The sequence below is a fragment of the Halarchaeum grantii genome (genome assembly GCF_014647455.2).
Taxonomy (GTDB): domain Archaea; phylum Halobacteriota; class Halobacteria; order Halobacteriales; family Halobacteriaceae; genus Halarchaeum; species Halarchaeum grantii.
Genome location: NZ_BMPF01000001.1, coordinates 284,406 through 297,619, shown reverse-complemented (window position 1 = coordinate 297,619; position 13,214 = coordinate 284,406). Strand labels below are relative to the sequence as shown.

12 protein-coding genes are annotated in these 13,214 nt (G+C 70.4%); 8 read left to right on the top strand and 4 right to left on the bottom strand.

Annotated elements, in window-relative coordinates; genetic code table 11:
• Positions 1-148 precede the first annotated feature (148 nt).
• The 7 genes from IEY12_RS01510 (at position 149) to gfo6 (ending at position 8,758) form a co-directional block, all read left to right on the top strand.
• A complete protein-coding gene (locus IEY12_RS01510; protein ID WP_188877336.1) occupies positions 149-1,186 on the top strand; it encodes a zinc-dependent alcohol dehydrogenase family protein in 1,038 nt (345 codons plus the stop codon).
• A 48-nt stretch (positions 1,187-1,234) separates the two neighbouring features.
• A complete protein-coding gene (locus IEY12_RS01505) occupies positions 1,235-3,343 on the top strand; it encodes a beta-glucosidase (RefSeq protein WP_188877331.1) in 2,109 nt (702 codons plus the stop codon).
• 59 nt (positions 3,344-3,402) lie between these two features.
• Positions 3,403-4,512, top strand: a complete 1,110-nt coding sequence (locus tag IEY12_RS01500; protein ID WP_188877324.1) for a PAS domain S-box protein — start codon at positions 3,403-3,405, stop codon at positions 4,510-4,512.
• Positions 4,509-5,108: a response regulator gene (locus tag IEY12_RS01495; RefSeq protein ID WP_188877316.1), complete on the top strand. Its 600-nt coding sequence runs from the start codon at positions 4,509-4,511 to the stop codon at positions 5,106-5,108. Before IEY12_RS01500 ends, IEY12_RS01495 begins: the two co-directional genes overlap by 4 nt.
• 182 nt (positions 5,109-5,290) lie before the next feature.
• On the top strand, positions 5,291-6,259 hold the full coding sequence (locus IEY12_RS01490; RefSeq protein WP_188877307.1) for a sugar phosphate isomerase/epimerase family protein: 969 nt from the start codon (positions 5,291-5,293) through the stop codon (positions 6,257-6,259).
• A gap of 145 nt (positions 6,260-6,404) precedes the next feature.
• On the top strand, positions 6,405-7,511 hold the full coding sequence (locus IEY12_RS01485; RefSeq protein ID WP_188877304.1) for a Gfo/Idh/MocA family protein: 1,107 nt from the start codon (positions 6,405-6,407) through the stop codon (positions 7,509-7,511).
• A gap of 167 nt (positions 7,512-7,678) precedes the next feature.
• Positions 7,679-8,758, top strand: a complete 1,080-nt coding sequence (gene gfo6 / locus IEY12_RS01480) for a D-xylose 1-dehydrogenase Gfo6 (protein WP_188877296.1) — start codon at positions 7,679-7,681, stop codon at positions 8,756-8,758.
• Here gfo6 and IEY12_RS01475 read toward each other — a convergent pair.
• The 4 genes from IEY12_RS01475 to IEY12_RS01465 all read right to left on the bottom strand — a co-directional run bounded on the left by IEY12_RS01475 (position 8,755) and on the right by IEY12_RS01465 (position 12,518).
• Positions 8,755-9,792 carry a tyrosine-type recombinase/integrase gene (locus IEY12_RS01475; protein WP_188877287.1) on the bottom strand — a complete coding sequence of 346 codons (1,038 nt, stop codon included), beginning with the start codon at positions 9,790-9,792 and terminating at the stop codon, positions 8,755-8,757. The genes gfo6 and IEY12_RS01475 overlap by 4 nt on opposite strands.
• Positions 9,789-10,196 carry a DUF5805 domain-containing protein gene (locus tag IEY12_RS01470; RefSeq protein WP_188877276.1) on the bottom strand — a complete coding sequence of 136 codons (408 nt, stop codon included), beginning with the start codon at positions 10,194-10,196 and terminating at the stop codon, positions 9,789-9,791. Before IEY12_RS01470 ends, IEY12_RS01475 begins: the two co-directional genes overlap by 4 nt.
• Before the next feature lie 426 nt (positions 10,197-10,622).
• Positions 10,623-10,745: a hypothetical protein gene (locus tag IEY12_RS15815; protein ID WP_268245992.1), complete on the bottom strand. Its 123-nt coding sequence runs from the start codon at positions 10,743-10,745 to the stop codon at positions 10,623-10,625.
• 69 nt (positions 10,746-10,814) lie between these two features.
• Positions 10,815-12,518 (bottom strand): ABC1 kinase family protein, encoded by a 1,704-nt coding sequence (locus tag IEY12_RS01465; protein ID WP_188877269.1) that lies wholly within the window; start codon positions 12,516-12,518, stop codon positions 10,815-10,817.
• Positions 12,519-12,779: 261 nt separating this feature from the next.
• On the opposite strand from IEY12_RS01465, the gene IEY12_RS01460 reads away from it, so the two are divergent.
• A complete protein-coding gene (locus tag IEY12_RS01460; protein ID WP_188877265.1) occupies positions 12,780-13,181 on the top strand; it encodes a helix-turn-helix domain-containing protein in 402 nt (133 codons plus the stop codon).
• Positions 13,182-13,214 lie beyond the last annotated feature (33 nt).

Sequence of the window (13,214 nt, the reverse complement as noted above, 5' to 3'; positions counted from 1 at the left end):
GGACGAGCGAGCGGGAGTGAGCCGTGAGCTTTGCGGGTCCGAGCGACGGCGAGGGGCCGCAGAACGACGAGCGGGAGTGACCCGCCCGTAGACGGAACGCCCTGCCGGGGCGGATGGCTTTTTCCTCGTGCCCGTGGAAGTCCCGCGTATGAAGGCCGCTGTCTACCACGGCGAACGCGACGTCCGCGTCGAGGAAGTTCCCGACCCCGAGATCGAGGAGTCGACGGACGCCGTCGTCCGCATCACGCACACCGCCGTCTGTGGCTCCGACCTCTGGTTCTATCGCGGCGAGAGCGACTACCCGACGCCCGGGCGCACCGGCCACGAGCCGATGGGCGTCGTCGAGGAGGTCGGCGACGACGTGACGAGCGTCCGCCCGGGCGACCGCGTGCTCGCGCCGTTCGCCATCTCCTGTGGCGAGTGCGAGTTCTGCCGGAAGGGCCTCTACACCTCCTGCGTCGAGGAGAAGGGCTGGGCGGGCGAGCACGACGGCGCGCAGGGCGAGAAGGTGCGCGCGCCGTTCGCGGACGGCACGCTCGTGCGCGTCCCCGAGCGCTACGCGGACGACGAGGACGTGCTGGAGTCGCTCCTCCCGCTGACGGACGTCATGTGTACGGGTCACCACGCGGCTGTGAGCGCGGGCGTCGGCCCCGGCGACACCGCCGTCGTCGTCGGCGACGGCGCGGTCGGGCTCTGTGGCGTGCTCGCCGCGGACCGCCTCGGCGCCGAGCGGATCGTCGCGATGGGCCACCACGAGGACAGGCTGGAGATCGCCGAGGAGTTCGGCGCGACGGAGACCGTCGCGGCGCGCGGCGAGGAGGCGGTCGAGCGCGCGACGGAGCTGACGTACGGCGGCGCGAACCACGTCCTCGAGTGCGTGGGCGCGGAGTCCTCGATGGATACCGCCTTCGACGTCGCGCGACCCGGCGGGACCGTCGGGTTCGTCGGCGTCCCCGAGGGCGTCGACGAGGCGGCGTTCCTCGAGAAGGCCTTCCGGAAGAACGTCGGCCTCGAGGGCGGCGTCGCCCCCGTCCGAAAGTACGTCGACGACCTCATGGCGGACGTCCTGCAGGGGACGCTCGACCCGTCGCCCATCTTCACGAAGACCGTCGACTTGGAGGGTATCCCCGAGGGCTATCGCGCGATGGACGAGCGCGACGCCGTGAAGGTCCTCGTGAAGGTCTGAGGTCGCCGCGACCCGAACGGCTTTGCCGTCGGCGGACGCGCTCCCGACATGAGCGAGCGCTCCGTCCGCGACCTCGTCGACGAACTGACGCTCGAGGAGACAGTCGCGCTGACGCACGGCGCGAGCGACCCGTCGGACCGCGCGACGGGCTACGTTCGGGGTATCGAACGCCTCGACGTGCCCCCGCTTCGGATGGTGGACGGCCCGCTCGGCGTGCGCGTCCCCGGCGAGGAGGCGACGGCGTTCCCCGCGCCGCTCGCGCTCGCCGCGACGTTCGACACCGACCTCGCGGAGACGCACGGCGCGGCGCTCGGCCGTGAGACGAACGGCATGGACGCCGACGCCCTCCTCGGTCCGGGGACGAACCTGATTCGCGTCCCGCAGAACGGCCGGAACTTCGAGTACTTCAGCGAGGACCCCGTGCACTCGGCGGCGTTCGCCGCCGCCGTCACGCGCGGCATCGAGTCCGAGGACGTCGTCGCGACGCCGAAGCACTACGTCGCGAACAGTCAGGAGCGCTATCGGGCGTCGGTCAGCGCCGACGTCTCCGAGCGCGCGCTCCGCGAACTCTACTTGCCGTCGTTTCGCGCAGCCGTCGACGCCGGCGCGGGGTCGGTCATGACCGCGTACAACGGCGTGAACGGCACGCGGATGAGCGACCACGCGCGCCTCCTCCGGAACGTCCTGAAGGGCGAGTGGGGCTTCGAGGGCTACGTCGTCTCCGACTGGTTCGGCACCGAGGACGCGGCGGCCGCCGCGAACGGCGGCCTCGACGTCGAGATGCCGGGCGTCCCGATGGGCGAGATGCTGCCCGGCGACGCGGACGCCGAGGACGGCCCCGTGGAGATGCCCGAGGAGCTCGCGCGCGGCATGCCGGACGCCGCGTCCTGTGAGCGCTTCGCCGAGGTGCTCGCCGAGCGGGTCCGCGACGGCACGGTCCCCGACGCGCGCCTCGACGACATGGCCGAGCGCGTCCTCCGACAGCTGGCGGACATCGGCCGCCTCGACGGCTCTCGAACGGAGGGGGCGGTGGACACGCCCGAGCACCGCCGGCTCGCACGGCGCGTCGCCGAGCGCGCGACCGTCCTCCTGAAGAACGACGGCGTCCTCCCGCTCGCGGACGACGCGGCCGTCGCGCTCGTCGGTCCGAACGTCGACGCGGCCGTCCTCGGGGGCGGCGGCTCCTCGGAGACGACCCCCGTCGTGCAGTCCACGCCGGCGGACGCCGTGACGTCGCGCGCGGACGGCCCCGTCAGCGTCGCGTACGGTCTGCCGCCCGTCGAGGCCGTCTCGATGTTCGACCTGCTGGAGGGCGCCGACGAGGAGACGGCGGACGCCTCGACCCGCGACCCCGAGATGGCGGACGCGCTCGCGGCGGCCGCCGAGGCCGACGTCGCGGTCGTCTGCGTGCGCGACACCGCGACGGAGGCGATGGACCGCGAGAGCCTCCGCCTCCCGGGACGACAGGACGACCTCGTCGAGGCGGTGGCGGACGCCACCGACAGGACCGTCGTCGTCGTCAACTCCAGCGGGCCGGTCGAACTCCCGTGGCGCGACGACGTCGACGCCGTCGTCGAGAACTGGTATCCGGGGCAGGCGCACGGCGACGCGCTCGCCGCCGTCCTCTACGGCGACGCCGACCCGTCGGGCCGCCTCCCGGTGACGTTCGCGCCCGAGTCGGCGTATCCGACGAGCGGGGACGAGCGGCGCTATCCCGGCGAGGACGGCGTCGTCCACTACGACGAGGGAGTCTTCGTCGGCTACCGCCACCTCGACCGCGAGGGGGTCGAGCCGACGTACCCGTTCGGGCACGGGGAGTCCTACGCCGACTACGAGTACGTCGACGCCGACCTCGCGGACGGGACCGTCCACGTCACCGTGGAGAACGCGTCGGAGTGCGACGGCCGCGAGGTCGTCCAACTGTACGTCGAGCCCCCCGAGGACGGGGAGGTCGAGCGCCCGCCGCGCGAGCTCGCCGGGTTCGCGAGCGTCGAGGTGCCCGCGGGCGAGCGCGTCGAGGCCTCGGTCGACCTCGCCGAACACGCCTTCGACGTCTACGACGAGGGCGCGGGCTGGACGACGCCGCCGGGCGAGTACGCGCTCGTCGTCGGGCGGTCGTCGCGCGACGCCCGCCTCGAACTCGCGGCGACGCGCTGACGTGCCGAAATAGCTATAGTCGTCCCGAGAGTCGTACGACCACGCGATTTAGACTCCGCATGTCATCTTCAGGCCCGCCGTCGGACGCCGACGATTCCGACTCGACCGTCCTCGACGAGAGCGGGAACGTGGAACCCGGCGTCCTCGATAAGGAGTTCTTCGAGGCGCTCGTCGAGAACGGCTCCGACGCCATCGTCTCCATCGACGAGAACAGCCGCATCCTCTTCGCCAACCGCTCGGTCGAGCGCGTCTTCGGCTACGAGCCCGACGAGCTCGTCGGGGAGCCGCTGACGACGATTATGCCCGAGCGCTTCCGGGACGCCCACCACGAGGCGATCGCACGCTACCTCGAGACGGGCGAGCGCACGCTCGACTGGCGGGACGTCGAACTCCCCGCGAAGCACGCCGACGGCCACGAGGTCCAGCTCTCCATCACCTTCGAGGAGCACCGTTACGACGGCGAGCGCGTCTTCTCCGGGATCATGCGCGACGTCACCGACCGCGTCGAGCGCGAGCGCGAACTCGAGCGCCAGAACGAGCAGCTCGAGCGCTTCGCGTCCATCGTGAGCCACGACCTGCGCGACCCGCTCCAGACCGCGAAGGCCGACGTCTCCATACTCGAATCCCAGTACGGGACCGACGAACTCTTCGACGAACTGGACACAACGCTCGACCGGATGGACGCGCTCATCGACGACGTGTTGACGCTCGCGAAACAGGGGAAGACGATCGGCGAAACCGCGATGGTCGCGCTCCCCGACGTCGCGCGGGCGGCGTGGCGGACGGCGCGCGTCGAGACGGCGACGCTCGACGTCGAGGCCGACGTCGGGAACGTCCGCGCCGACCGCGAGCGGCTGGAGACGCTCCTCCAGAACCTCTTCCGGAACGCCGTCCAGCACGCTGGCGCGGACGTCACGGTGCGGGTCGGCACGCTCCCCGACGGCTTCTACGTCGCGGACGACGGCCCGGGGTTCGGTACGGAAACGACCGAGGACCTCTTCGAGTACGGCTACACGACCGACGAGTCCGGGACCGGGTTCGGCCTCAGCATCGTCGCGGAGATCGCGGACGCCCACGGGTGGTCCGTGTCGGCGACGGCCGGCGAGACGGGGGGCGCGCGCTTCGAGTTCCACGGCGCTACCGCGGGCCACGAGGTGGGGGAGCGATGAGCACGGCGAGCGCGCCCGACCCCTCGACGGACGACGAGGAGCCGGTCGTCATGGTCGTCGACGACGAGGAGCGCATCCCGGAGGCGTTCGCCATCTGGCTGGACGACGACTACGAGGTGCGGTCGGCGACGAGCGGCGAGGAGGCCCTCGAGAAGATGGACGGGGACGTCGACGTCGTCCTCCTCGACAGACACATGCCGGGGCTGTCGGGCGACGAGGTTCTCGAGCGCATCCGCGATGCCGACTACGACTGCCGCGTCGCGATGGTCACCGGCGTCGATCCGGACTTCGACATCGTCGAGATGGAGTTCGACGACTACCTCACGAAGCCGGTCGGCCGCGACGACCTCCGCTCGGTCGTCGAGCGTCTCCTCTCGCTCGACGAGTACGACCGCGTGGTCACGGAGTACTTCGCCGCGTCGAAGAAGCGCGCCGTCCTCGAGTCACAGAAACCCCGCTCGGCGCTCGAGAACAGCGACAAGTACGACGCACTCCTCGCGGACCTCGAGGGGTACGAGCGCGAACTCGACGCGCTCCTCGCCGACCTCGACCCCGAGGAGTACGAGACGCTCTTCTACGAGCTCCTCGACGAGTAACGCCTGTTTCTCGCGTTTCGCCACGTTGGAGAGCCGTCGCCTGGCGCGTCGGCATTCGATATAGCGAGATACGGTATATTGGTCGTCGTCCGGACGAACCGTCCTCCGACATCGCCGGAGAATACGGGTCCAGCGTAACCGTCATGAAAATCCTTATCCAATACTGCATGGATACCTCTACCATGGATATCGGTGTACTCACCGTCCCCCTCGGGGACCAACCGCTCGAAGAAGCCCTCGACTATCTCGCCGACCTCGGCGTCGGCGCCGTCGAGATCGGGACCGGCGGGTTCGTCGGCGACGACCACGCGGACCGCGCGGCCCTCCTCGACGACGCGGACGCACGCGCCGACGTCCGTGAGGCCGTCGAGAGCCGCGACCTCCGCATCTCCGCGCTCGCGACGCACAACAATCCGCTCCACCCGGACGAGGAGCGCGCCGCGCGCGCCGACACGGAGCTCCGCGAGGCCATCGAGCTCGCCGCCGAACTCGACGTCGATACCGTCACGACGTTCTCCGGGCTCCCCGGCGGGAGCCCCGACGCGAGCGTCCCGAACTGGATCACGGCGCCGTGGCCGCCCGAGCACGCCGACGCCCTCGACTACCAGTGGGAGGAGGTCGCGATACCCTACTGGCGCGACCTCGCCGAGTACGCCGACGAGCGCGGCGTGAACGTCGCTCTCGAAATGCATCCGAACATGCTCGTCTACGAGCCCGAGAGCCTGCTCGCGCTCCGCGAGGCGACGAACGAGCGCATCGGCGCGAACTTCGACCCCTCGCACCTCTACTGGCAGGGCATCGACGTCGTTGAGGCCATCCGCTTCCTCGGCGAGCGCGACGCCATCCACCACTTCCACGCGAAGGACACGAAGGTCTACGAGGCCAACGCCCGCACGAAGGGCGTCCTCGACACCACGAGCTACGCGGACGTCGCGGACCGGTCGTGGCTCTTCCGCTCCATCGGATACGGGCACGGCGAGGAGCACTGGAAGGACGTCGTCTCCACGCTCCGCATGGTCGGCTACGAGGGCGCGCTCTCCATCGAGCACGAGGACGCGCTCACCTCCGGCCGCGAGGGCCTCGAGAAGGCCGTCGACGTCCTCCAGCGCGCCGTCTTCGAGACGCAGCCCGGGGAGGCGTACTGGGCATGAGTGCCGTCTTTTTCCACCTCGGGTCGGCGGAGCCGAACACTCGGTGCAAAAACACGGGAGAAAAAGGTGCGAACGCGGAGCGTTCGCGTGAAACTCGCGCCGTGGGCGCGAGTATGCCCTCTCGACCGCACGGAGGTGTCTCGGCATGAGTGCGGAACTCTCCGTCGGGATTCTGGGCTACAAGTTCATGGGGAAGGCACACGCGAACGCCCTCCAGCGCCTCCCGACGTTCTTCCCGGACGCCCCCGAGACGTCGCTCGACGTCGTCTGCGGCCGCGACGAGGACGCCGCGAGCGAGGCCGCCGAGCGCCTCGGCTTCGACCGCGTCGTCACGGACTGGGCGGACGCCATCGACCAAGTGGACGTCTTCTACAACCTCGGCCCGAACAGCGTCCACGTCGAGCCGTCCGTCTACGCCTTGGAGAACGACGTGCACGTCCTCTGTGAGAAGCCGCTCGCGCCGACGCTCGAGGGCGCCGAACGCATGGCCGAAGCCGCCGCCGAGAGCGACGCCGTCGCCGCGACGGCGTTCAACTATCGCTTCGTGCCCGCCATCCAGTACGCGAAGAACCTCATCGAGGCGGGCGAGCTCGGGGAGATTCGCCACGTCCGCGCGAACTACCTGCAGGACTGGCTGAGCGACCCGGAGGCGCCGTGGACGTGGCGCATGGACGCCGACACGGCGGGGAGCGGCGCGCTCGGCGACCTCGGCGCGCACAGCATCGACCTCGCGCGCTTCCTCGTGGACGACCTCACGAGCGTCTCCGGGCACCTGCAGACGTTCGTCGACGAGCGCCCCGTCCCGGGCGAGGACGAGACGCGGCCCGTCACCGTCGACGACGCCTACAGCGCGCAGGTCGAGTTCGCGAACGGCGCGATGGGCACCTTCGAGGCGACGCGGTACGCGAACGGCCGGAAGAACGCGAACACCATCGAAATCAACGGCTCGAAGGGCTCCGTGAAGTTCGACCTCGAGCGCCTGAACGAGCTCGACGTCCTCCTCGAGGACGACCGGGGCTTCCAGCGCGTGCTCGTCACCGACGAGGACGACCCCTACGTCGAGCACTGGTGGCCGCCCGGCCACGTCCTCGGGTGGGAGCACACGTTCGTCCACGAGAACTACGAGTTCCTCTCGGCGGCCGCCGCCGGCGAGACGGACTACGCGCCCGGGTTCGTGGAGGGGCTCGGCGTCCAGCGCGCCCTCGACGCCATCGAGCGCAGCGACGCGAAGCGCGAGTGGGTCGACGTCTGACGTCGCCCCCTCGGCTCGTTCCTGCCGGATTCGAAACCGTTAGGAGATACTCGAATCCGAGTAATCATTATACACGGAGACACACACGCACACATGGCCCAGACACAGACCGCAGCCGCGACGACCGCCGCACAGCCGCCGAAACCCCCGAAACCCGGTGAGAGCCGATGACCGACCTCCACGCCTACCTCGACGAGTTCCGCGCGCGCGACTGGCAGGAGGCGAGCGCCGAGGACGGCACGGTCCGCTTCGCGATGGTCGGCGTCGGCTGGTGGGTGACCGAGCAGGCCGCGCCCGCCGTCGCCGCGAGCGAGCTCTGTGAGACCACCGTCCTCGTCTCGCGCGGGAAGGAGAAGGCCGAATCGGCCGCCGAGGACCTCGACGTCGAGCACGGCCTCTCCAGCGAGGAGTTCCGCGACGGGGCGGCCAGCGACGCCTACGACGCCGTCTACGTCTGCACGCCGAACGCCGCGCACCTCGAGACCGTCGAGGCCGCCGCCGGGCTCGACAAGCCCGTGCTCTGCGAGAAGCCGATGGAGGCCGACGTCGAACGCGCCGAGGCGATGGTCGAGGTCTGCGAGGCGGCCGACGTCCCGCTGATGGTCGCCTACCGGATGCAGACCGACCCCGCGATCCGGCGCGCGCGCGACCTCGTGCAGGCGGGCGCCATCGGCGACGTGACGCACGTCCACGGCCACATGAGCCAGCGTCTCCTCGCGGACGTCAACCCGAACCCGGAGCAGTGGCGGCTCAATCCCGACCTCGCCGGCCCCGGCGCCTCGGTCACCGACCTCGGCGTCTACCCGCTGAACACGACGCGCTTCATCGTCGACGCCGACCCGCTCGACGTACAGTCGATGCTCTACAGCGAGCACGACGCCTTCGGGGACGTTCCCGACGAACGCGCGGCGTTCACCGCGCGCTTCCCGGACGGCGTTCTCGCGTCGTTCTCGGCCTCACAGCGGGCCCACGAGACCGGCTTCCTCCGCATCATCGGCACCGAGGGCGAGCTCGAACTCGACCCCGCGTTCTTCAACCGCCACGACGCGGGCTTCACGCTCACGCGCGGGACCCAAACCGTCGACGTCGACTTCGACGCCGTCGACCAGATGGAGGAGGAGTTCGACTACTTCGCGGACCGCCTCCTCACCGGGCGCGACATCTACCCGGACGGCGAGCACGGCGTCGTCGACATCCGGGCCATCGAGGCCGTCCTTGAGGGCGAGACGGCGACGCGCGACCTCTAGAGGAGGTCGTAGACGTTCGCGAGGTAGACGTCGCGCACGCGGTCCCCCCAGTTGTGCGTGTACGTGTCGATGACGTCGTCCGCGACGTCCCCACGGAGGTACTTCACGACGCCTCTATCGCCCGTTCTGTCCCGCAGATGCGTCGTGAAGAAGTGCCGGAAGTAGTGGGGCGTGACGTTCTCCGCCGCCCCCCCGCCGGTCCGGTACCAGCCGGCGTCGCGCGCGTACGTCTCGACGGTCTTGCGCACCATCTCCGGCGTGAGTCGCGCCCCCCACGAACCGCTCGTCGAGCAGAAGAGCGGGTCCGCCTCGGAGCGCGCGTCCGGCCGGATCGCCAGCCAGCGCGCGAGCGCGCGCCGAAGCTCGTCGTCCACGGGCACGAGCGTCACCCGCTTGCGCTTGTTCGACGCCGAACGGACCTCGCCGTTCGCCGCCTCGCCCGCCGAGACGTCGGGGTCGACGAAGAGCGTGTCCGGGCGGCCGTCGAGACGCCCGCGCGTCCCGAGGTCGGGGTACGCCTCGCGGACGCCCGCGTGAGCGAGCGCGACGTCTCGGAGGTCGAGGTTGCAGAGCTCGCCCACCCTGAGCCCGGTCTTCAGGAGCACCAATACGACCGCGCGGTCGAGCGGGTGGCGGATTCCCGCGACGAACTCGCGCATCCGCGCGACCGTCACCTCCCGCCGCGTCGGGTCGGCGTCGATGGTCTCGTCCATCTCCTCGACGACGAGCGTCATCGGGTTCGCGTCGAACGCGCCGACCTGCGTCATATACGAGTAGAAGCGGTTGCAGTAGGAGGCGTACGTGGCGACCGTCGATTCGGCGTACTCCTCGCGCAGCGACGCCACCCACGCGAGACACGCCCGCCTGTCGGCCGCGCGCGGTCCCGCGACGCCGCGCGAATCGAGGAACGCCTCGAACGCACGGAGGACGCGCTCGTAGGCCGCACGCGTCCGCTCGTGCTTGCCGTGATAGCCCATGTCCTCGAGGAAATACCCCACGGGGTCCTCGACGTCCACGGCCTCCTCCGCGCTCATTCGTCGGCCTCGCGGAGGACGTAGCCACCGTCACGCGGGCTGTACCGGATGGTGCCCTCGTCGTCGAGCGCCGCCAGCGTCTCCTCGAGGCGCGCCTCGAAGTCGCCGGTGAGCGCGGTGAGGAGCGTCTCCCAGTCGGCGACGCCGCGCTCGCGGAGTTCGGCGACGACGCGCGCATCGAGGCCCGCCCCACCGTCGTCCTCGCCGACGTCGTCCACGCCGTCCGGCCCGCTCGCGCCCTCGCCGTCGAGGCCGAGGTCGCGCACGCCCGCCTGCACCATCGTCCGCACGAACTCGCTCTGCGTCATCCCGAGTTCGTCCGCGCGCTCTTTCCACGACTCCTTCTGGTAGCGGGGGACGTACGTCTTCACCGCCGTCCGCTCGGCGTCGTCCTCGGAACTCACGCGAGGTCCCTCCGGGGGCGAGCGTGGGTCAGCCGGACGGCGTCTGCGGCGGGAGTCACGCGGGACACCCCCGAACCCGTAGTAGGGTTTCAGACACGTTCACGGGTTCGGTCCCGTGACGCGCTGGCTCGTCACTCAACGCGATAATCACGTTCCGGTCCTCGACGTCGATGCCGTCGAACCGTGTTTCGCGGTCGTTCACCCCACCCTCGACGGGCCGAAGACGACGGGGTATCGTCGTGGCGTACATCGGTGGTCGTACGCGGAGCGTCACGCCGCACCACCAAGAAGGTGTCCCCGGAAAGTGGATAAGTGACCTTATCGGTTCATGTGGGCCTGCACCAGCCATCATTTGTAGGGCTACAAAGTCGTATATGTATATTTGGGGAACCACTTTCTCGGATGTATCCACACAGAATTGTGGGACTACATTCCCGGATTACTTTCTCGGAGGCCGCTCGGCTCCTCGGCCGTCGAGAGGGAGGTGAACGCGGCGGTGGCCGCCTCCGCCCCGGCGACGCCCGGGTAGCCGCGTGACCGCGCAGCCACGTCAGCGGACTCCGGTCGCGACGCGAGGCGAGCGTGCGCCGCGAGTCGGTCCCGACGCTCCCCGAACCGTCAGCGGCGACCGCCACGGTTCTCGAAGGAGCGCTGGGCGACCTGTCCCGCCTCGCGGACGGCGCGCTGGCGGCCCGAGGAGACGAAGGAGCGATAGAGGACGCCGAGACAGCAGAGCGTCCCGCCGCCGACGACGAGCGTCGCGTCCGTCAGCCCCGCCGTGTAGAGATAGGTCGTCGTGACGACGCCCGCACTCGCCGCCACCCCGAGGACGAGACGGCGCGCGAGTCGATGCAGGACGCCGTTCTCGTCGGCGACGTCCGTCCGCACTTCGAGGTCGTCCTTGTCGACGCGTTCGAGCGCGCGCTCGGCCTTCGGGGGGACGCGGAGCGCCGAGCGCGCCGAGGCCGTGACGTCGCCGCCGACGTCGCGCGCCGTCTCCGCGACGCGCTCGCGCACCATCGCCTCGCGCTCCGACGCGACGTACTCCTCGACGACGGAGACGGTGTCGAAGTCGGAGTCGAGCGTTCGACAGACGCCCTCGAGGACGGTAGCGATGCGGACGACGAGCGCGAGGTCCTGTGGCATTCGGAAGGGGACCTCGTGGAGCGTCCCCTCGAAGCCCCGGACGAGCTCGCGGATCTGCGAGCTGTCGACGTGCTCGCCCCGCAGGTGCTCGACGGCGAGCGCGAGCACCTCCGTGACGAACGCGCGGTCGGCGGCGGGGTCGAGCGCGCCCATCTCGACGAAGACGTCCGCCATCGCCTCGGCGTCGTCGTTCGCGGCGGCGCCGTAGAACGCGCGCAGTTGCTCGCGGCGCTCCGCGGAGAGGCGTCCCGTCATCCCGAAGTCGTAGAAGACGATGGTGCCGTCCTCGCGGACGGCGAGGTTCCCCGGGTGGGGGTCGGCGTGGAAGACGCCGTCCTCGAGGATCATCCGGATGTAGACGCGCTCGAGGCGCTCGGCGAGCGCGGCGCGATCGACGTTCATCGCGTCCAACGCCTCGACGTCGTCGATGCGCGTGCCATCAACGTACTCCATGGTGAGGACGCGCTCGCCCGAGTGCGAGTCGACGGACGCCGGGACGACGACGCGCTCGTCGTCGGCGACGTTCGCGCGCACCGTCTCGAGCGCGTCGCGCTCGTGCGTGTAGTCGATCTCCTCGCGCAGGGTCTGTGCGAACTCGGCGGCGACGTTCTCGATGGTGAAGCGCTGTCCGGGCGAGGCGACGCGGGTGGCGAGCGGGAGGACGGCCTCGAGCACGCGCAGGTCGGCCTCGACGGCGGCTTCGATGCCGGGACGTCGAACCTTCACGGCGACGCGCTCCCCGTCGAGGCGGGCGGTGTAGACCTGCCCGAGGCTCGCGCCGCTGATCGCCTCCGTGTCGAACTCGTCGAACGCCTCCCCGACCGGCCCCACCTCCGCCTCCAACACCGCCCGCGCGTCCGCCCACGCCGCCGGCGGCACTCGGTCCTGTAGCTCCGCGAGTTCGCGCGTGTACGTCGGCGGGAGGACATCCGGGCGCGTCGAGAGCAACTGGCCGAGTTTGACGAACGTCGGCCCGAGGTCGTCGAGCGTCTCGCGGAGCGCGCTCGCGCGCCGCGCGTGCGTGGCGTCGTCGACGGAGCGCGCTCCCCCGAGGAGGAGGAAGCGCCGCCGGTCGCGGAGGAGCGCGAGTGCGAACGGCGCGAGCGCGAGTCCGACGGCGAGGAAGCGTCGGCAGACGAGGAGTGCGGTGCGGACCCGACCGGGTTCCCGGACCATCGTCGGGTGTTCGCCCGCCCACCGTATAGCGATGGCGGAGACCCACCACCGGCGTTCCGTCGCCACGGTGGCGACGGATTCCGGTCCGCCAGCGGACGGGTAAACTACATATCGATATACACAATTCTCGGGGTGAGTCCGGGTGATCGATCCCCACCGCACGGGGGCGACGTTACCGTAGCGGGACGGCCGCGGCGGCGTCGGCGCTCAGCGGCTCGAACGAACGCTTTTACGCGCACGTGTCGTACGTTCGGGCGACGAATGGCCGATTCGATGAGTGAGATGCTCCGGGCGGACATGGAGTGTGAGGGGCTGTTGGAGTGTTTCCACGACCTGAAAGCGCTCGACCGGGAGATCTTCGAAGTGCTCTGTGAGCGCGGGGAGTCGCTGACGGTGGATGAGATCGCCGACGAGGTGGGTCGCGAACGCTCGACGGCCTACCGGTCGGTCCAGCGCCTCCTGCAGGCGGGGTTCATCCGCAAGGAGCAGGTGAACTACGAGCAGGGCGGCTACTACCACGTCTACGAGCCCCGCGACGGCGAGGAGATCGCCCAGGAACTACAGCGCACCCTCAACGACTGGTACGCGAAGATGGGCACCCTCATCGGCGAGTTCGAGCAGAAGTACGGCGAGACCCCGGAGCGCGCGCCAGCCGAGGACTGAGCGCGCACGGCGTCCGTGGGGGGCGGGCGCCGC

Coding starts and splice junctions, on each gene's coding strand:
- IEY12_RS01510 (WP_188877336.1), top strand. CDS start 149: ATGAAGGCCGCTGTCTACCACGGCGAACGCGACGTCCGCGTCGAGGAA.
- IEY12_RS01505 (WP_188877331.1), top strand. CDS start 1,235: ATGAGCGAGCGCTCCGTCCGCGACCTCGTCGACGAACTGACGCTCGAG.
- IEY12_RS01500 (WP_188877324.1), top strand. CDS start 3,403: ATGTCATCTTCAGGCCCGCCGTCGGACGCCGACGATTCCGACTCGACC.
- IEY12_RS01495 (WP_188877316.1), top strand. CDS start 4,509: ATGAGCACGGCGAGCGCGCCCGACCCCTCGACGGACGACGAGGAGCCG.
- IEY12_RS01490 (WP_188877307.1), top strand. CDS start 5,291: ATGGATATCGGTGTACTCACCGTCCCCCTCGGGGACCAACCGCTCGAA.
- IEY12_RS01485 (WP_188877304.1), top strand. CDS start 6,405: ATGAGTGCGGAACTCTCCGTCGGGATTCTGGGCTACAAGTTCATGGGG.
- gfo6 (WP_188877296.1), top strand. CDS start 7,679: ATGACCGACCTCCACGCCTACCTCGACGAGTTCCGCGCGCGCGACTGG.
- IEY12_RS01475 (WP_188877287.1), bottom strand. CDS start 9,792: ATGAGCGCGGAGGAGGCCGTGGACGTCGAGGACCCCGTGGGGTATTTC.
- IEY12_RS01465 (WP_188877269.1), bottom strand. CDS start 12,518: ATGGTCCGGGAACCCGGTCGGGTCCGCACCGCACTCCTCGTCTGCCGA.
- IEY12_RS01460 (WP_188877265.1), top strand. CDS start 12,780: ATGGCCGATTCGATGAGTGAGATGCTCCGGGCGGACATGGAGTGTGAG.